Annotated in this window: 18 protein-coding genes and 1 pseudogene; 15 read left to right on the top strand and 4 right to left on the bottom strand. The window is 64.3% G+C overall.

Features of this window, described 5'->3' with window-relative positions:
• Positions 1–186 precede the first annotated feature (186 nt).
• The 13 genes from B6V75_RS08555 to B6V75_RS08495 all read left to right on the top strand — a co-directional run bounded on the left by B6V75_RS08555 (position 187) and on the right by B6V75_RS08495 (position 11,237).
• Positions 187–1,053 carry a branched-chain amino acid aminotransferase gene (locus B6V75_RS08555; protein WP_075773794.1) on the top strand — a complete coding sequence of 289 codons (867 nt, stop codon included), beginning with the start codon at positions 187–189 and terminating at the stop codon, positions 1,051–1,053.
• Between the two features lie 74 nt (positions 1,054–1,127).
• Positions 1,128–1,583, top strand: coding sequence for a universal stress protein (locus B6V75_RS08550; protein ID WP_075773793.1), 456 nt, complete (start codon positions 1,128–1,130; stop codon positions 1,581–1,583).
• A gap of 3 nt (positions 1,584–1,586) precedes the next feature.
• On the top strand, positions 1,587–2,045 hold the full coding sequence (locus B6V75_RS08545; protein WP_088719440.1) for a DUF2267 domain-containing protein: 459 nt from the start codon (positions 1,587–1,589) through the stop codon (positions 2,043–2,045).
• A gap of 70 nt (positions 2,046–2,115) precedes the next feature.
• Positions 2,116–2,676: a NifU family protein gene (locus tag B6V75_RS08540; RefSeq protein ID WP_075773791.1), complete on the top strand. Its 561-nt coding sequence runs from the start codon at positions 2,116–2,118 to the stop codon at positions 2,674–2,676.
• Positions 2,669–3,319, top strand: coding sequence for a tRNA (adenosine(37)-N6)-threonylcarbamoyltransferase complex dimerization subunit type 1 TsaB (gene tsaB / locus B6V75_RS08535; RefSeq protein ID WP_075773790.1), 651 nt, complete (start codon positions 2,669–2,671; stop codon positions 3,317–3,319). Before B6V75_RS08540 ends, tsaB begins: the two co-directional genes overlap by 8 nt.
• Positions 3,319–3,744, top strand: a complete 426-nt coding sequence (rimI, locus tag B6V75_RS08530) for a ribosomal protein S18-alanine N-acetyltransferase (RefSeq protein WP_088719439.1) — start codon at positions 3,319–3,321, stop codon at positions 3,742–3,744. Before tsaB ends, rimI begins: the two co-directional genes overlap by 1 nt.
• A gap of 153 nt (positions 3,745–3,897) precedes the next feature.
• Positions 3,898–4,887 carry a BMP family ABC transporter substrate-binding protein gene (locus B6V75_RS08525; RefSeq protein WP_075773788.1) on the top strand — a complete coding sequence of 330 codons (990 nt, stop codon included), beginning with the start codon at positions 3,898–3,900 and terminating at the stop codon, positions 4,885–4,887.
• Positions 4,887–6,569 (top strand): ABC transporter ATP-binding protein, encoded by a 1,683-nt coding sequence (locus B6V75_RS08520; protein WP_088719438.1) that lies wholly within the window; start codon positions 4,887–4,889, stop codon positions 6,567–6,569. The genes B6V75_RS08525 and B6V75_RS08520 overlap by 1 nt, the downstream gene beginning before the upstream one ends.
• Complete coding sequence (locus tag B6V75_RS08515; protein WP_088719437.1) at positions 6,569–7,666, top strand: ABC transporter permease; 1,098 nt, start codon at positions 6,569–6,571, stop codon at positions 7,664–7,666. Before B6V75_RS08520 ends, B6V75_RS08515 begins: the two co-directional genes overlap by 1 nt.
• 1 nt (position 7,667) lies before the next feature.
• Positions 7,668–8,633 (top strand): ABC transporter permease, encoded by a 966-nt coding sequence (locus B6V75_RS08510; protein WP_075773786.1) that lies wholly within the window; start codon positions 7,668–7,670, stop codon positions 8,631–8,633.
• Positions 8,617–9,417, top strand: a complete 801-nt coding sequence (locus B6V75_RS08505; RefSeq protein WP_088719436.1) for a purine-nucleoside phosphorylase — start codon at positions 8,617–8,619, stop codon at positions 9,415–9,417. The genes B6V75_RS08510 and B6V75_RS08505 overlap by 17 nt, the downstream gene beginning before the upstream one ends.
• Before the next feature lie 78 nt (positions 9,418–9,495).
• Complete coding sequence (locus tag B6V75_RS08500; RefSeq protein ID WP_075773784.1) at positions 9,496–10,413, top strand: sulfite exporter TauE/SafE family protein; 918 nt, start codon at positions 9,496–9,498, stop codon at positions 10,411–10,413.
• On the top strand, positions 10,413–11,237 hold the full coding sequence (locus tag B6V75_RS08495; RefSeq protein ID WP_166504624.1) for a TIGR02186 family protein: 825 nt from the start codon (positions 10,413–10,415) through the stop codon (positions 11,235–11,237). The genes B6V75_RS08500 and B6V75_RS08495 overlap by 1 nt, the downstream gene beginning before the upstream one ends.
• On the opposite strand, the gene B6V75_RS08490 is transcribed toward B6V75_RS08495, so the two are convergent.
• The 3 genes from B6V75_RS08490 to B6V75_RS08480 form a co-directional block, all read right to left on the bottom strand.
• Positions 11,234–11,950 carry an SDR family oxidoreductase gene (locus B6V75_RS08490; RefSeq protein WP_088719435.1) on the bottom strand — a complete coding sequence of 239 codons (717 nt, stop codon included), beginning with the start codon at positions 11,948–11,950 and terminating at the stop codon, positions 11,234–11,236. The two genes, B6V75_RS08495 and B6V75_RS08490, sit on opposite strands and share 4 nt — an antisense overlap.
• Before the next feature lie 50 nt (positions 11,951–12,000).
• Positions 12,001–13,545 carry an AAA family ATPase gene (locus B6V75_RS08485; RefSeq protein WP_088719434.1) on the bottom strand — a complete coding sequence of 515 codons (1,545 nt, stop codon included), beginning with the start codon at positions 13,543–13,545 and terminating at the stop codon, positions 12,001–12,003.
• A gap of 145 nt (positions 13,546–13,690) precedes the next feature.
• A complete protein-coding gene (locus tag B6V75_RS08480; RefSeq protein ID WP_276206141.1) occupies positions 13,691–15,673 on the bottom strand; it encodes a protein meaA in 1,983 nt (660 codons plus the stop codon).
• A 163-nt stretch (positions 15,674–15,836) separates the two neighbouring features.
• Between B6V75_RS08480 and B6V75_RS08475 the strand changes: the two genes are divergently transcribed.
• The gene (locus tag B6V75_RS08475; RefSeq protein ID WP_088719433.1) at positions 15,837–16,142 is read left to right on the top strand and encodes a hypothetical protein; all 306 of its coding nucleotides are present in this window, start codon (positions 15,837–15,839) and stop codon (positions 16,140–16,142) included.
• A 148-nt stretch (positions 16,143–16,290) separates the two neighbouring features.
• Positions 16,291–17,583, top strand: coding sequence for a crotonyl-CoA carboxylase/reductase (gene ccrA / locus B6V75_RS08470; RefSeq protein ID WP_075773779.1), 1,293 nt, complete (start codon positions 16,291–16,293; stop codon positions 17,581–17,583).
• 287 nt (positions 17,584–17,870) lie between these two features.
• Here ccrA and B6V75_RS18855 read toward each other — a convergent pair.
• Positions 17,871–17,975, bottom strand: a pseudogene (locus B6V75_RS18855) (sugar ABC transporter ATP-binding protein); the annotation flags it as partial.

The raw sequence follows: 17,975 nt of genomic DNA, 5'->3' as shown, positions 1-17,975 counted from the left end.
GCTGTGGATCATCACCGAAGAAACGAAACCTTCGCGAGCCTATGCCTCTTCCAGTTGCGATGCGGTTAACGCCGCCAGGTCACGAGATGTGACCGGACCTCACGGCACCTGACACCGATACAATCGGCTGTATGGACTTCGCCGGACGCCAGTGGTTGGATCGCGCCCGATACGAAGGAGGCACCGATGGCATTCGGCAAAAACATCCGCACATGGTTCGAAGGCGCATGGCACGAGGGCGATATCGCCGTGATGCGCGCCGCCGATCACGGGCTTTGGCAGGGCAGCTCGGTCTTTGACGGGGCGCGACTTTTCGACGGGGTCGTGCCCGATCTAGACCTGCATTGCGCACGCACCAACCGCTCCGCCGAGGCGCTGATGATCACGCCGACCATCGCACCCGAGGAGATGGTCGAAATCGCGCGCGAGGGGCTACGGAAATATGACAAGGGTGCTGCTGTCTACGTGCGCCCTATGTACTGGGCGATCGCGGGCTCGGATCTGGGCGTCGCACCGAAGCCCGGCGAAACCGGATTCGCGCTGTGCCTCGAAGAGGTGGCAATGCCCGACCCCGGCAAGTCGACGACGCTGACCACGACGCAGTTCCGCCGTCCCGTTCTTGCCGACAACGTCACCGACGCGAAGGCGGGCTGCCTCTATCCGAACAACGCCCGAATGCTGGTCGAGGCGCAGCGCAAGGGCTTCGGCAATGCGCTGGTGCAGGACGCCATGGGTAACGTCGCCGAAAGCGCGACCGCGAATGTCTGGATGGTAAAGGATGGCGAGTATTTCACGCCGATGCCAAACGGCACCTTCCTCGCAGGCCTCACGCGCAAGCGGATCATGGGCCTTCTGCGCGAGGGCGGCGAGACGGTGCATGAAGCGGTGCTGACGCTCGACGATTTCCGCAATGCCGACGAGGTCTTCCTGACCGGCAACTTCGCCAAGGTCACCCCGGTCGCGGGCTTCGACGATGTCAGCTACACGCCCGGCAAGGGCACACAGCGGGCGCGCGAAGCCTATATGGACTGGGCGCAAGGCTCGCCGCTTTGAGCCTCGACACCCCTGCGGTTGCCAAAGGCCCCTCGCCGGGCGATGATCCGCAGACACCCCGTCCCGGAGGAGCCATGCGCAAGTTTCTGGTTGTGCTCGACGATACCCGCGAATGCCTCAACGCGATGCGGTTCGCGGCGATGCGCGCGAACCATACCGGCGGCGGCGTGATCATCCTTTCGGTGATTCCACCCGACGAGTATCAGCATTGGATCGGCGTAGCCGAGATCATGCGCGACGAAGCCCGCGAGCGGATCGAGGCGCATTTCGAGGTTTTCGCGAAATGGATGCGCGACCGGCAGGGCGTAGAGCCGGAACTGGTGATCCGCGAAGGCGAGCCGGTGCCCGAGATCATCGCCGTGATGGACGAGCATCCCGAGATCGGCGTTCTGGTACTCGGCGCGGGCTCCGGCAAGGGCGGCGCGGGTCCGCTCGTGACGCAGATGGTCAAGCAGGCGGGGACGCTGCCCTGCCCGCTGACGATCGTGCCGGGCGAGATGTCGAAGGAAAAGCTCGAACAGATCACCTGACCGATGCCGATGCCCTGGACCTATCGCCATGCGCAGAAGGAGTTCGCCTCTTTCCTCGCAGATGCGCGCGATCGGATGAGCCTCGATTCCGACAACATGACCTACACGGCGATCGAGGGCGTCTTCGTGACCTTCCGTGCTCGGCTGCGCCCTGTCGAGGCCATCGCCTTCGCCGATTGCCTGCCTGCGGTGGTACGTGCGATTTTCCTGTATCACTGGGATGTGATGTCGATGCCGCAGCCGTTCGGCAGCCGGACCGAGATGACGCGCGAAGCGCAGGCGTTGCGCCCACATCACAACCTGACCCCCGATAACGCCATCGAGGCCACCGCCTTTGCGCTCTGGCGCCATGTCAATCATCGTGACTTCGGGGCCGCTCTCGCGCGGATCGGGCCGGAAGCGGAAGCATTCTGGCGCCCGGAGGTGGCCGATCCCGCCGAGATCGCGCCGCGCATCATTTAGCGCATAGCCGCGATTACTTGATTAATTCAGTCGGAAGGCGCATATCAGCGGCAAGCCAAGGAGGCACGCGATGTTTATTCAGACCGAGACGACCCCGAACCCCGCGACGCTGAAATTCCTGCCCGGCCAGACCGTGCTGGAGACCGGCACCGCTGATTTCCCCTCCGCCGAGACGGCGGCCAAATCGCCGCTGGCCAAGCGCGTTTTCGCAGTACCCGGCGTGACCGGAGTGTTCTTCGGTTCGGATTTCGTGACCGTGACGAAGGATGACACGACCAGCTGGGATCATGCGAAACCGGCGATCCTCGGCGCGATCATGGAGCATTTCCAGTCCGGCGCCCCGGTGATCGAAGGCGAAGCTGCGCCCTCGGGCCATGCCGAGCATGACGGCGAGGACGGTGCGATCGTCTCGCAGATCAAGGAGTTGCTCGACACCCGCGTGCGCCCGGCCGTGGCGCAGGACGGTGGCGACATCACCTTCCACGGCTTCGAGCGAGGCGTGGTCTACCTGCACATGCAGGGCGCCTGCGCAGGCTGCCCGTCGTCGACGCTGACGCTCAAGATGGGGATCGAGAACCTGCTCAGACATTACATCCCCGAGGTTTCAGAGGTGCGTCCGGTCAATGCCTGATCTGACGTTAGGCTTCGACACATCGGCCGCGCATTGCGCGGCCGCTTTGCTGTCGGGTGAAGACTGCCTCGCTTCCCGCCACGAAGAGATGGGACGTGGTCAGGCGGAACGGCTTGTGCCGCTTCTGGAAGAACTCCTCGCCGAGGCGGGCGTTTGCTGGCGCGACGTGACGCGAATCGGCGTCGGGATCGGACCGGGAAATTTCACCGGCGTCCGTATCGCCGTATCCGCCGCACGCGGGCTTTCACTGAGCCTGAGGGCCCCGGCTCTGGGCGTCTCGATCACCGAGGCCACACAATTCGGTAGTAAGGGCCCGGTGCTTGCGGCGGTCGCAGCCCCGCGCGAGCGTGTCTATCTCGAAGGATTCCGCATGGCCCGGCCCGTTTCGCTCGATCTGCACGATCTCGACGCGCTGCCCGAAGGGCTGACCGAACCCGGGCTGACGTGCATCGGCTCCGCAGCCGAAGCGGTCGCCCAACGGATCGGCGCCGCTGTCGCGCCTGCGGCTTTTTCGCCGGCCGAAGCGATCGCACGCATCGCGGCGAAGCGCGAAGTGGTTGCAGGCGAACGGCCCGCGCCGCTCTACCTGCGTGCCGCAGATGCCGCCCCGCCCTCCGATCCGCCGCCAAGGATCCTCGACTGATGCGCGCCGAAGCTCTCGCCGAACTGCACGCCGCCTGTTTCACCACGCCACGCCCTTGGAACGAAGCCGAGTTCCGGGATCTGATGCGCGGTCCCGGCACCTTTCTTCTGAACGAGAACCGAGGCTTCCTGCTGGGACGCGTCATCGCGGGCGAAGCCGAGCTTCTGACCCTCGCCGTCGACCCGAAAGCGCGCCGCAACGGCACGGGACGCGCGTTGGTCGAGCGTTTCGCGCAAGAAGCCGCAGAGCTGGGGGCCGAGAGCGCCTTCCTAGAAGTCTCCGCCGAGAATGATGCCGCACGCGCGCTTTACGCAGCGACCGGCTGGAAGGAATCAGGCCGTCGCAAGGGCTATTACCGCGGTCCGGAGGGCGAACGCATCGACGCGCTGGTTCTTACGCTGCCACTCTCTAGAGCGGGAAGCTGACCGTTCAATCAAATTTGTCTCGCGACCTCGCGTCATCCGCAACTTGACGCTTGACCCCCTCGGCAAGCTCTGCCCAAATCGCTGTGTCCGCGCGCCGAACAGAGCGCGCCAACAGGCTTTTCCAACAGGGCCATAACGACTCGGGAGTAATCCATGACCTATTTCACCAAGTTCCTCGGCGCCGCGACCGCGCTCGCGCTGAGCGCCGGGGCCGCGCTGGCCGATCCCGCGATCATTTATGATCTGGGCGGCAAGTTCGACAAGAGCTTCAACGAAGCCGCCTTCAACGGCGCGAAGCGTTGGGCGGAAGAGACCGGCGGCTCCTACAAGGAACTGGAAATGCAGTCGGAAGCTCAGCGTGAGCAGGCCCTGCGCAAACTCGCCGAGTCGGGAGCCAATCCGATCGTGATGACCGGCTTCGCCTTCGGCGACACGCTCAACACCGTCGCCCCCGACTATCCCGACACGAAATTCGCGATCGTCGACATGGTCGTCGACCAGCCCAATGTCGAGTCGATCGTCTTCAAGGAAGAGCAAGGCTCGTATCTCGTCGGCCTGATGGCTGGCATGGCCTCGAAAACCGGCACCGTCGGTTTCGTCGGCGGCATGGACATCCCGCTGATCCGCAAATTCGCCTGCGGCTACGTGCAGGGCGTGAAAGCGGCCAATCCGGACGCGAAAGTCATCCAGAACATGACCGGCACCACCCCGGCGGCTTGGAACGACCCCGTGAAGGGCGGCGAGATCGCCAAGGCCCAGATCAGCCAAGGCGCCGACGTGATCTACGCCGCTGCCGGCGGCACCGGCATCGGTGTTCTGCAAGCGGCTGCCGACGCCGACGTCCTGTCGATCGGCGTGGACAGCAACCAGAACTATCTGCACCCGGGCAAGGTTCTGACCTCGATGCTCAAGCGCGTCGACAACGCCGTCTATGACGCGTTCTCGGCCGGTCCCGATCTGAAGCCGGGCATTAAGGTGATGGGTCTCGCCGATAACGGCGTTGGCGTCGCAATGGACGACAACAACAAGTCGCTCGTCACCCCCGAGATGGAAAAAGCGGTGGAGCAGGCGAAAGCCGACATCGCTTCGGGCAAGATCGAAGTGCATGACTACATGTCGGATGACAGCTGCCCGGTCGAGTGATGAACGGAACAGAGTCGAACAATGCAGGGCGGCAGGCAACTGCCGCCCTTGCCACTGAAAACGCCAGCGATGCGGCCGAGGCGGCCCACGCTGCCGCAACGCCCACGGGCGCGCCCGCGATCGAGCTTAAAGGCATCTCGAAAGCCTTTGGCACGGTGCAGGCCAACAGGGACATTTCGATCCGGGTCATGCCCGGCACGATCCACGGCATCATCGGCGAGAACGGCGCGGGGAAATCCACGCTGATGTCGATCCTCTACGGCTTCTACAAGGCGGATGCGGGCGAGATCTGGATCAAGGGCAAGCATACTCATATCCCCGACAGCCAGGCTGCGATCAGCGCCGGCATCGGCATGGTCTTCCAGCATTTCAAGCTGGTGCAGAATTTCACCGTGCTCGAGAACATCATCCTTGGCGCCGAGGATGGCGCACTTCTGCGCCCCTCGCTGTCGAAGGCGCGCAAGGAACTCAAGCGCCTCGCCGGGGAATACGAGCTCAACGTCGATCCCGACGAGAAGATCGAAGAGCTTTCCGTCGGCCACCAGCAGCGCGTGGAAATCCTCAAGGCGCTGTATCGTCAAGCAGATATCCTGATCCTCGACGAGCCGACCGGGGTGCTGACACCTGCAGAGGCCGACCACCTGTTCCGCATCCTCGATTTCCTGCGCAAGGAAGGAAAGACGATCATTCTGATCACGCACAAGCTGCGCGAGATCATGGAGATCACCGACACTGTTTCTGTGATGCGCCGCGGCGAGATGACGGCGACCGTGAAGACCGCCGAGACCTCGCCAGAGCAACTGGCCGAGCTGATGGTGGGCCGCAAGGTTCTGCTGAACGTCGACAAGACGGCAGCCCAGCCCGGCAAGACCGTACTGGAGATCGAGAACCTCCGCGTGAAGGACGAAGACGGGATCGAACGCCTCAAGGGCATCAATCTCGAAATCCGCGCGGGCGAGATCCTCGGCATTGCGGGTGTGGCGGGCAACGGCCAATCCGAACTGCTGGAAATCCTCGGCGGTTTCGCCAAGGGCACCGGCAACATCCGCATCAACGGCGAAGAGATCGACCTCACCGGCAAGCATAGCGACGGCCAGTCGCGGCGGCGTCGGGGTATCTCGCACGTTCCCGAAGATCGCCACAGTCTCGGGCTGATCCTCGATTTCGCCGCGTGGGAGAACATGATCTTCGGCTATCACTCGGATCCGGCCTATCAGAAGAACCGCTTCGTGATGGACAATACGGGGATCGTCGCCCACACCGCCGAGGCGATGGAGCGTTTCGACGTGCGCCCGCCGATCCCGACCCTGCCGGCAAAAAGCTTCTCGGGCGGCAACCAGCAGAAAATCGTGCTGGCGCGAGAGATCGAAAGAGATCCGGCCCTGCTGCTGGTGGGGCAACCGACCCGCGGCGTCGATATCGGCGCGATCGAATTCATCCACAAACGCATCATCGAACTGCGCGACCAAGGCGCTGCGATCCTGCTGGTCTCGGTCGAGCTTGACGAGATCCGGGCGCTCTCGGACCGGGTCGCGGTCATGTTCGACGGGCAGATCATGGGCATCGGCCCCGTCGAGACCGCCACGCAGACCGGCATGGGCTGTTTGATGGCGGGCATGGGCGGAGAGGACGTGCGCGGCATGGACGGCTGGACGATCGCCGCGCCCGAGGAGAGCCAATAATGGAAAAGACACCGAAATGGGTCGACGTGGCCCTGATTCCGCTCCTCAACCTGCTGATCGCCTTCGTGATCTCGGGGATCGTGGTGCTGCTGATCGGTGAAGACCCGATCAAGGCGATCAAGGTCATGGTCTCGGGCGCGCTCGGCTCGCCCTATGGCTGGGGCTACACGCTGTATTACGCCACGAACTTCATTTTCACCGGCCTCGCCGTCGCGGTCGCCTATCACGCGAGCCAGTTCAATATCGGCGGCGAGGGTCAGGCGACGCTGGGCGGGCTTGGCGTGGCGCTGGTGCTGCTGGCCTTCCCGTGGCCGCATTGGACCATCGCGCTGATCGCGGCGATGGCGGGCGGCGCGATCTTCGGCGCGGCCTGGGCGGCGATCCCGGCCTATCTGCAGGCCAAGCGCGGCAGCCATATCGTGATCACCACGATCATGTTCAACTTCATCGGCGCTGCGGTGCTGAACTACATGCTGGTCAACGTGCTGCGTCCGCGCGGCTCGATGGACCCGGCCACCGCGCGCTTCGGGCCCGCGACGCATCTGCCGACCTTCCATGACTTCCCGCTCGTCGGTCAGTTCTTCTCGAAATCGGTCCCGGCAAACGTGTCCTTCTTTGTGGCGATCCTCGCCTGCTACCTCGTCTGGGTGCTGATCTGGCGCACGAAGCTGGGCTTCGAGATTCGCGCCTTCGGGCGGTCGGAAAGCGCGGCGCGCTATGCAGGCATTTCGCCGGTGAAGATCGTGATGGCCGCGATGCTGATCTCTGGCGCTCTCGCCGGGCTGATGGCGATCAACAACGTGATGGGCGAGGCGCATCGCCTCGTGCTGAACTCGGTCGAGGGCGCGGGCTTCATCGGGATCGCGGTCGCCCTGATGGGCCGCAACCACCCGTTCGGCGTGTTCCTCGCGGCACTTCTCTTCGGCTTCCTCTACCAGGGCGGCGGCGAGCTGGCGCTGGAAACCACGATCCCGCGCGAGCTGATCACCGTGATCCAGGCGCTGGTGATCCTGTTCACCGGGGCCTTCGACAACATGCTGCGCGCACCGATCGAGAGCTTCTTCGTCGCGCGCGCCAACGCCCGGAAGGAGGCCTGAGATGGATTTCGGAACGATCATCGAAATTCTCGATAGCGCCGTTCGTCTCGGCACGCCGCTGCTGCTGGCCTGCCTCGCGGGCCTGTTCTCGGAACGCGCAGGCATCTTCGACATCGGCCTTGAAGGCAAGATGCTGATGGCCGCCTTCTTCTCCGGCGCGGTCGCGGCGGTGACGGGCAATGCGTGGCTCGGTCTTCTGGCGGGTGTCGCGGGCTCGATGAGCCTCGCCTTCGTGCACGGCCTCGCCTCGATCACCTTCCGCGGCAATCAGCTGATCTCCGGCGTCGCGGTAAACTTCCTTGCCTCGGGCTTTACCGTGCTGATCGCACAAAGCTGGTTCCAGCAGGGCGGTCGCACACCGCAGCTTTCGGGCAACGGGCGCTTCGATCCGATCACGCTGCCCGGTGCGGACGCGATAAAGGATGTTCCCTTCTTCGGGCCGATCTACTCGAACCTGATCTCGGGCCACTCGATCCTCGTCTATGTCGCCTTCGCGATGGTGCCGATCACCTGGTGGGTGCTGTTCCGCACCCGCTTCGGCCTGCGCCTGCGCGCGGTGGGCGAGAACCCGGAATCGGTCGACACCGCGGGCATCTCGGTCATCCGGATGCGCTACACCGCCGTCGCCATCACCGGCGTTCTGGCGGGGCTGGGTGGCGTCTATCTGGCAACCGGTCTGGCGGCTGGCTTCGTGAAGGAAATGACCGCCGGCCGCGGCTATATCGCTCTCGCGGCTCTGATTTTCGCGAAATGGCGGCCGGTTCCGGCGCTTGGCGCGACGATGCTCTTCGGCCTGCTGGAAGCGATCTCGAACCGCTATCCGAACATCGATCTGGGCGTCATCACGCTGCCGATCCAGTTCATGCAGGCGGTGCCCTACATCCTCACCGTGATCATCCTCGCCGGCTTCATCGGCAAGGCGATCCCGCCGCGTGCAGGGGGGCAGCCCTATGTCAAAGAGCGCTGAACTCGCGCAACTGATCCGCGAACGCGCGGGCGACGAGGCCCCGCGCCTCGGCCTGATCCTCGGCTCCGGCCTCGGCCATCTGGCCGAGGAGGTCGAGGGTGTCGCGATCCCCTATTCGGAGCTTCCGGGCTTTCCCCATGCGGGCGTCTCGGGCCACAATCCGAAGCTGGTGATCGGCACGCTCGAAGGCGTCCGCGTCGCGGTCTTCGGCGGTCGGGTTCACTATTATGAACACGGCAACCCCGCCGAGATGCGCCTCCCGCTGGAGATCCTCAATGAGCTCGGTTGCGAAAGCCTGCTGCTGACCAATGCGGCCGGAAGCCTGCGTGAGGACATCCAGCCCGGCGGGCTGATGATGCTGAACGATCATATCAACTTCTCGGGCAACAACCCCCTGATCGGCGAGCCTTCGGATGCGCGTTTCGTGCCGCTGACCGAGGCGCACGACCCTGAAATCCGTGCCGGGCTCAAAGCCGCGGCCCAGGCCGAAGGGATCGAACTGCCCGAAGGCGTCTATTGCTGGTTCTCCGGCCCGACCTTCGAGACCCCCGCCGAAATCCGCGCCGCCAAGGTCTTCGGCGCCGATGCGGTGGGCATGTCGACCGTGCCGGAAGTGATCCTTGCGCGTTTCCTCGGGCTGCGCGTCGCCGCCGTCTCCGTCATCACCAATATGGGGGCGGGCATGGCGCAGGAGAATATCAGCCACGAGCAGACCAAGGCGATCGCCCCCATGGGCGCAGCCAAGCTCGAGCAAGTTTTGCGACGATATCTGCAACAGATGTAACCCTGCGGCACGGCGGGGTTTGACTTCGCCTGTCCTTCGGGGACACTAACGATGCAACCTCCTCAGCGGGTGCAGCCCATGCAGATCTACCTGCCCATCGCCGAAGTCTCGGTCAATATCTTCACCCTGCTGGGGCTCGGCGGCATCGTGGGGCTGCTCTCAGGCCTGTTCGGCGTGGGCGGCGGCTTCCTGATCACGCCGCTTCTGTTCTTCATCGGCATCCCGCCTTCCGTCGCGGTGGCGACCGGCGCGAACCAGGTCGTCGCCTCCTCGGTCTCAGGGGTTCTTGCGCAGCTCAAACGCAAGGCGGTCGACATCCCGATGGGGCTCGTGCTGCTGGTGGGCGGCCTTCTTGGCTCGGCAAGCGGTATCTACGTCTTCAACCTGCTCACCGCGCTCGGCCAGATCGACCTCGCGGTGCAGCTTTGCTACGTCGTCTTTCTCGGCCTGATCGGACTACTTATGCTGCAGGAGGGCATCCGCACTCTGCAAAAGCAGCGCAAGGGCGGTGGCGCGCGCAAGAAACGCGTGCAGCACACCTGGGTCCACAAGCTGCCCTTCAAGTTCAAGTTCCGGGCCTCGGGCCTGTATATCTCGGTGATCCCGCCGCTGCTGGTCGGCACCTTGGTCGGGATTCTCGCGGCGATCATGGGCGTCGGCGGCGGTTTCATCATGGTTCCGGCGATGATCTACCTGCTGAACATGCCGACCAAGGTCGTGATCGGCACCTCGCTGTTCCAGATTCTATTCGTCTCGGCCTTCACGACGCTGATGCACGCGATCACCAATCAGACGGTCGACGTGATGCTGGCGCTGCTGCTGATCGTCGGCGGCGTGATCGGCGCACAGATCGGCTCGCGTCTGGGCGCGCGGCTGAAAGCAGAACAGCTTCGTATTTTGCTGGCGCTTCTCGTGATCATCGTCGCAGGCAAGCTCGGCCTCGACCTCGTGCTGCATCCGGCCAATCTCTACTCCATCGCATCGGGGGGCGAATGATGATCCGTGCCGCTCTTCTCGTCCTCGGCCTTTGCGCAGCCGCCCTGCCCGCTTTGGCGCAGACCCGGCAGGTACTCCCCGCGCGCCCCGGGATGCCGATCACCAATCGCCCCGAGCCAGACGAGCAGATCGTCGCGGGGCTGAGCCGTGACAATATCGGCATCACAACGTCCTTCGACGGGTCACAAATCCTGATCTACGGCGCCATCAAGCGCGAGGCCCCGCAGCCCGACGGGCAGAAACTCGCGGTGATCGTGACGCTGGAAGGTCCGCTCGGCCCGGTCACGATCCGCCGCAAATCGCGCGAATTCGGCATCTGGGTGAACACGGCCTCCGTCGGCGTGGCCGCCGCGCCCAGTTATTACGCCGTCGCCACCTCCGGTCCGATGGAGGACATCCTCTCGCGGCGCACCGATATCCAGCAGCGCATCTCGATCCCGCTCGCGATGCGGGCCTTCTCCGGGCCGATCACGGTCGAGGATTCGATCCCCTTCACCGAGGCGATGGTCGATATCCGCAAGCAGCAAGGCCTCTACAAGATGGAGTCGGGCGGCGTGCATATCGTCGACGACACACTGTTCCGCGCCGATTTCGCGCTGCCGGCGAACCTCATCGAGGGCGATTACAAGACCCGCATCTTCCTACTGCGCGGCGGCAAGCTGGTGGACAAATACCAATCCGCGATCGAAGTGCGCAAAGTCGGGCTTGAGCGGTGGCTCTACTCGCTCGCCCATGAGAACGCGCCGCTCTACGGGCTTTTGTCACTGGCGCTTGCGGTCTTCGCTGGCTGGGCCGCCGCTGCGATCTTCCGCTTCGTGCGTTAACCACGCCCGAGGAAGGGCATTCCGCTCGCCATCACCGTCATGTTGAGCACATTCGCATCCAGCGGCAGCGACGCCATGTGCAGCACCGAGCGCGCGACATTCGCCACATCCATCGTAGGCTCCGCCGTCTTCGCCGCCGCCGCATCCATATTCGCCAGAAGCCCGGTGCGCGCGTTGCCCACGTCGATCTGCCCGCAGGCGATGTCGAAGTCGCGCCCGTCCAGCGCGATCTGCTTGGTCATACCGTTGATCGCGTGTTTCGTGGTCGTATAGGCGAGCGATTTCGCGCGCGGCACCTGCCCCGAGATCGAGCCGTTATTGATGATCCGTCCGCCGCGCGGGGCCTGCCTGCGCATCTGCGCGAAAGCGGCCCGGGCGCAAAGAAACATCCCCGTCAGGTTCACCGCGATACAGGCATCCCAATCCTCGAGCGTAACCTCGTCGGGCAAGGCGGCAGGCGGGAACATCCCAGCATTGTTGAACAGCACGTCGATCCGGCCGAACCTGGCGACCACCTCGGCAAAGGCACGCTCCACCGCTTGCGCATCGCTCACGTCGCAGGCCACCGCCAGCCCTTCGCCCTTCGCGGCGACCTCCGCCAGCTTGTCTTCCGAACGTGCCAGACAGGCGACCTGCCAGCCCTCGGCCAGCGCGGCCTCTGCCACCGCGTGCCCGATCCCGGCACTCGCCCCGGTCACCACCATCACGCCCATCTCGCCCCTCCTTCGCCTTGGCTCAAATATCCCCGCCGGAGGCTCCGGCCCTATCCGTTCTGCGGTTCGGCTTTCAGTTCCAGCTTACCGCCGCCTTTCGGCAGGTCGTCAATGGTCAGTGGCGCCGAGGGCCGCGCCAGCCGCGCCCGCACCACCCAGAGCAGGCGATGTTGCGCTCGCGTGATCGCGACATAGGCCAGCCGCTTCCACAGCGGGATGCCCGCCTCGATGCGCCCTGCCCTGTAAGCCGCGTAGATATCCGGCGCGAAAACCTGCACATCCTCCCATTGCGAGCCTTGCGCCTTGTGGATGGTCACTGCCGCCCCATGCAGGAAGGTGGCGCCCATCCGGGCCGCGAACGGAATGAACGGCTCTTCCTCGTCCGGCATCTCGATCTTCACGATCGAGGCCGCCGAAAGCCGCGGATCTTCCGCCCCCATCACATGTAGCCGCGAGAAACCGGGCTTCTTGCCGGGGCCGAGATAGATCACCTGCGCGCCCTTGATCAGCCCGCGCGCCTCCAGATCGATCCGCTTCTTGCGGTGCTTTACCGGCAGTTCGATCCCGTCGCAGATCAAGGGCTCGCCCGGCAGCATCATGTCGGCGGGCGCGGAATGGGCCGCACGGAAGGCATGGATCAACCGGATGCGCGTCGCGTTGCGCCAGACAAGCACCGGCGAGCGCGCCATCAGATCGCTCTCCACCCGCTCGGCCCAGACGACGCGGTCATCCTTCGCCGCCGCCTTCTCGATCTCGCGCTCGAACTGCTCGAAGGTCAGGCTGTCGTCGCCCAGCATATGCGCTAGATCGAGGATCGGGTTATCTTCGGCCTGCCGGTGGATGCGGTGCAGAATGTGTTTGCGCTCGTCGGGCAGCCGTTCGAACACCATCTCGCCCGACTGGTTCACCGGAGCGAGCTGCGCCGGGTCGCCGAACAGAACCAGCGTCGGGAAAATCTCGCGCAGATCGTCGAACTGCCGCTCGTCGAGCATCGAGGCTTCGTCGACAAAACCTATATCGAGCGGGTCTTCGCGCCGTTTCCAGCCATTGATGAAATCCGAGCCGCGCAACCCCGCCGAAGCCAGCGCCGCCGGGATCGATTTGTGTAGATCGTAGAAGGCCTTCGCCCGGTCGAGCGTTTCTTCGGTGAGCCCCATCTCGATCAGCAATTCAGGTTTCGGACGCTCGCCCTGACCGGTGAGCCATTCCGCGATCCGTTCGTATTCCGGGTCGTAGACGGGGGTGTAGAGAATGCGGTGGATCGTCGTCGCGGGCACCCCGCGCGAGCGCAACACGCTCGCCGCCTTGTTCGTCGGCGCGAGGATCGCCAGCGTGCGCTTCTCCTTGCGCCGCTTGCCCTCGAAATCGCCTGAGACCAGATCGACCCCTGCCGCCTCCAGCGCCTTGTAGAGTTCCGCCAGAAGCAGCGTCTTGCCCGACCCCGCCTTGCCGATCACCGACAGCACGCGTTTGCTGCCGCTTTCAGGCGTCATCGCGCCTTCGAGAATATCGACCCCCGCCGCCTCGAGCGCGGAAGCAACGGCATCCCAAGCCTCGGCCTGGTCCTCGGAAAACTGGATCATGGGGGTCGTCATGGCGTGACCTTACCCGCGCACATTGGCGGGCGGAAGGGAGAAAGGGCGCGGTTTTCGCGGGGTCCGCCACCGGGAGCCTCCGGCGGGGATATTTGGGTCGAGAAGAAGACGCCTGCCCCTTCCCGATCCCAATTGGCTTGCGCGTTCAGGCCGCCTTCTCGGCCGGGGTCGCGAGCGTCACGATATCCATCATTATCCGGTTCAGCTCGAAATCCTTGGGCGTGTAGACGCGGGCGACGCCGAAGCTGAGAAGCTTCTTCGCGTCCTCATCTGGGATAATCCCGCCCACGACGACCGGGACATGGTCGAGGCCCGCCGCGCGCATCCGCTCCATCAGTTCCTCGATCAGCGGCATATGCGAGCCGGACAGGATCGACAGCCCCACCACATGCGCCTCGTCCTCGATGGCCTTGGCGACGATCTGTTCCGGCGTCAGGCGGATGCCGTCATAGGTGATGTCCATGCCGCAATCGCGGGCACGGAAGGCGATCTGCTCGGCGCCGTTCGAGTGGCCGTCGAGGCCCGGCTTGCCGACGAGGAATTTCAGGCGGCGGCCCAGCTGCGAGCTGACCGCGTCCACGGCTTCGCGGATATCGTCGAGCCCTTCGGTCTGGTTCGAGGGCGAACGCGAGACGCCCGTCGGACCGCGATACTCGCCGTGAACCGCACGCATCACGCCCGCCCATTCGCCGGTAGTCGCGCCCGCTTTCGCGGCAGCAATCGAGGCTTCCATGACGTTCTTGCCGGCTTTCGCGTCCGCCTTGAGCTGGGCCAGCGCAGCCTGCACGGCGGCCTCGTCGCGCTCGGCCCGCCATGCGTTCAGCCGGTCGATCTGCTCCTGTTCCACCGCCGGGTCGACGACCATGATCCCGCCATCGCCTGCGGTCAGCGGAGAGGGCTCGCCCTGCTGCCAGCGGTTCACGCCGACGACGATGGTCTCCTCGGCCTCGATGCGGTTGATCCGGGCGGCGTTCGATTCCACCAGACGCGACTTCATGTAGTCGATCGCGGCGATCGCCCCGCCCATCCCGTCGAGCGTTTCGAGTTCGGCGCGGGCGCCATCTTTCAGTGCCTCGACCTTGGCGGTCACCGCCGGATTCCCGTCGAAGAGGTCGCCATATTCCAGCAGGTCGGTCTCATAGGCCATGATCTGCTGCATCCTGAGCGACCATTGCTGATCCCACGGGCGCGGTAGACCCAGCGCCTCGTTCCACGCAGGCAACTGCACCGCGCGGGCGCGCGCGTTCTTCGACAGCGTCACGGCCAGCATCTCGATCAGGATACGGTAGACGTTGTTCTCCGGCTGCTGCTCAGTCAGACCCAGGGAGTTCACCTGCACACCATAGCGGAAACGGCGGAATTTCTCATCCTCGACGCCGTAGCGGTCACGGCAGATTTCGTCCCAAAGCTCTGTGAATGCGCGCATTTTGCACATCTCGGTGACAAAGCGGATGCCCGCATTCACGAAGAAGGAGATGCGGCCGACCATCGCCGGGAAGGCCTCTTCCGGTACTTTGGTTTTCAGATCGTCGAGCACTGCAATCGCCGTCGCCAGCGCGAAGGCCAGTTCCTGCTGCGGCGTCGCCCCGGCTTCCTGCAGGTGGTAGGAACACACATTCATCGGGTTCCATTTCGGCAAGTGCTCGCGGGTATAGGCCGCGACATCGGTGATCATCGCGAGGCTCGGCTTCGGCGGGCAGATATAGGTGCCGCGCGACAGGTATTCCTTCACCAGATCGTTCTGCACCGTGCCCTGCAGCTTCGAGACATCCGCGCCCTGCTCCTCGGCCACAGCGATATAGAGCGACAAGAGCCACGGCGCGGTCGCGTTGATCGTCATCGAGGTGTTCATCTGCTCGAGAGGGATCTCATCGAACAGCGCGCGCATGTCGCCCAGATGGCAGACCGGCACACCGACCTTGCCCACCTCGCCGCGCGACAGGACATGGTCGCTGTCATAGCCGGTCTGGGTCGGCAGATCGAAAGCCACGGAGAGCCCCGTCTGTCCTTTGGCGAGGTTGTTGCGATAGAGCGCGTTCGAGGCGGCAGCCGTGGAATGGCCCGCATAGGTGCGAAACAGCCAGGGGCGGTCTTTGGCGGGCATCGTGTCGGTCATTGCGGCCTCCATCGGGGTGCGAATCTTGTCTGCGCAATATTGTTGCGCGTTTGGATGGTTTAAATTCAATTTTGTGATCCTGTCAATTCGCTGCGTCGCGGCGAGGCGGCAGCCCCAAGGGAACGCATCGTAGCAGGGCGGGGTTTTGACGGGGAGACCACCTTAGGAGAGCCCTTTGAAACTGCTGATCGTTCCCGCCCTCGCCCTTGCTGCCACTCTGCCCGCCTGCACCCGAGAGCAGGTCACCGACAACTCCGTGGATGCTGCCAAGCTCGGCGGTCGGGTGGTGGTCAACACCGCCGTTGGAGCAACAAACCTTGGCTATGAAGGGGGCAAGGCAGCCTATGGCGCAGTGAGGAACGCGCGCAACCAGGAAGGCGAAGCTTTCCCCGACGGGGCGCTTCTCTGCAGCGTCGGCGATGGCAGTTTCGTCAAAGCGAAAAGAGCCAAGGACGGGAGTTACAGCTGCCCCGAACTTTGATCTATGATCCGCGCCGCGCGAAACGGCAGGGACATATTATTTCAAAACTATGCATTACAACTATTGCAAAGTTACTCGGCCATGCGTAACTCTCCTACTCAACCCGCCCCGATTCTGCGGCGCGGCGAGATTTTGACAGGAGAGAGCCATGGCCCTTGATCAGGAAACCGGGATCGCGCCCTACGACGCGCCGGAGAAGGACCTTTACGAGATCGGCGAGATGCCGCCCCTCGGCTACGTCCCCCCGAAAATGTACGCGTGGGCGATCCGCCGCGAACGCCATGGCGAGCCCGAGCAGTCGTTCCAGCAGGAAGTCGTCGACACCTGGGAGATCGACAGCCACGAAGTGCTGGTGCTCGTGATGGCCGCTGGCGTGAACTATAACGGCGTCTGGGCAGGCCTCGGCGTGCCGATCTCGCCCTTCGACGGGCACAAGCAGCCCTATCACATCGCGGGCTCGGACGCTTCCGGCATCGTCTGGAAGGTGGGCGACAAGGTCAAACGCTGGAAGGTCGGCGACGAGGTCGTGATCCACTGCAACCAGGACGACGGCGACGACGAGGAATGCAACGGTGGCGATCCGATGTTCTCGCCCAGCCAGCGGATCTGGGGCTACGAGACGCATGACGGCTCGTTCTCGCAATTCACCCGCGTGCAGGCGCAACAGCTGATGCCGCGCCCGAAACACCTGACCTGGGAAGAGGCCGCCTGCTACACGCTGACGCTGGCCACCGCCTACCGGATGCTGTTCGGTCACCACCCGCATGAGCTCAAGCCCGGCCAGAACGTGCTGGTCTGGGGTGCCTCTGGCGGTCTCGGCTCCTACGCGATCCAGCTCGCGAACACCGCGGGCGCAAATGCGATCGGCGTGATCTCGGACGAGAGCAAGCGCCAGTTCGTGATGGATCAGGGCGCCAAGGGCGTGATCAACCGCAAGGAGTTCAATTGCTGGGGGCAGCTGCCCACGGTCAACACGCCGGAATATAACGAATGGCTGAAAGAGGCTCGCAAGTTCGGCAAGGCGATCTGGGACATCACCGGCAAGGGCGTGAACGTGGACATGGTCTTCGAACACCCTGGCGAGGCGACCTTCCCGGTCTCGACGCTGGTGGTGAAGAAGGGCGGCATGGTCGTGATCTGCGCCGGCACCTCCGGCTTCAACTGCACCTTCGACGTGCGTTACATGTGGATGCACCAGAAGCGTCTGCAGGGCTCGCACTTCGCTAACCTCAAGCAGGCGGCCTCGGCCAACAAGCTGATGGTAGAGCGGCGTCTGGACCCCTGCATGTCCGAAGTCTTCCCGTGGGATCAGATCCCGCAGGCCCATACCAAGATGCTGCGCAACGAGCATAAGCCGGGCAATATGGCGGTGCTGGTTCAGGCTCCGAGAACCGGTTTGCGCACCTTCGAGGATGCGCTGGAAGCGGGCCGCCGCGACTGACGACCCATTTATGTTTCACGAGAAACCCGCGCTCGCGAGGGGCGCGGGTGTTCTGGTGTGGGGGCTTCCGGGTGCGTCAGAGCCTTGAGTGGGCGCTTCGTCCGGCCGGTGCCCGGGCGCTTTATCTTGCAAACCCGTCGGTCACTCGTGTCCGCTCTGTCCTCGCCAATGCGCCCTCCCGGGGAAGGGGCGGGCGCGGCCCGGGGTGGTCGCCCCAAGCCAAGGACGCAACCCCAAACGAAAACGCCCGGCCATTCCGACCGGGCGCCTCGGTTTCTTGCCTGCGCTCAGGCCGCCTCTGTCGCGCCGTCGGGGGTTTTGGCGCCTGTCATGAAGGCGACGGCGTCCGACATCGAGTGTTGCTTCGGGTCGATGACGCAGAGCCGTTTGCC

Origin of the sequence: Thioclava sp. F1Mire-8 (genome assembly GCF_002213165.1) — a bacterium.
Taxonomy (GTDB): domain Bacteria; phylum Pseudomonadota; class Alphaproteobacteria; order Rhodobacterales; family Rhodobacteraceae; genus Thioclava; species Thioclava nitratireducens.
The sequence above is the reverse complement of the archived record's forward strand: the minus strand, read 5'-3'. Positions and strand labels throughout refer to the sequence as shown.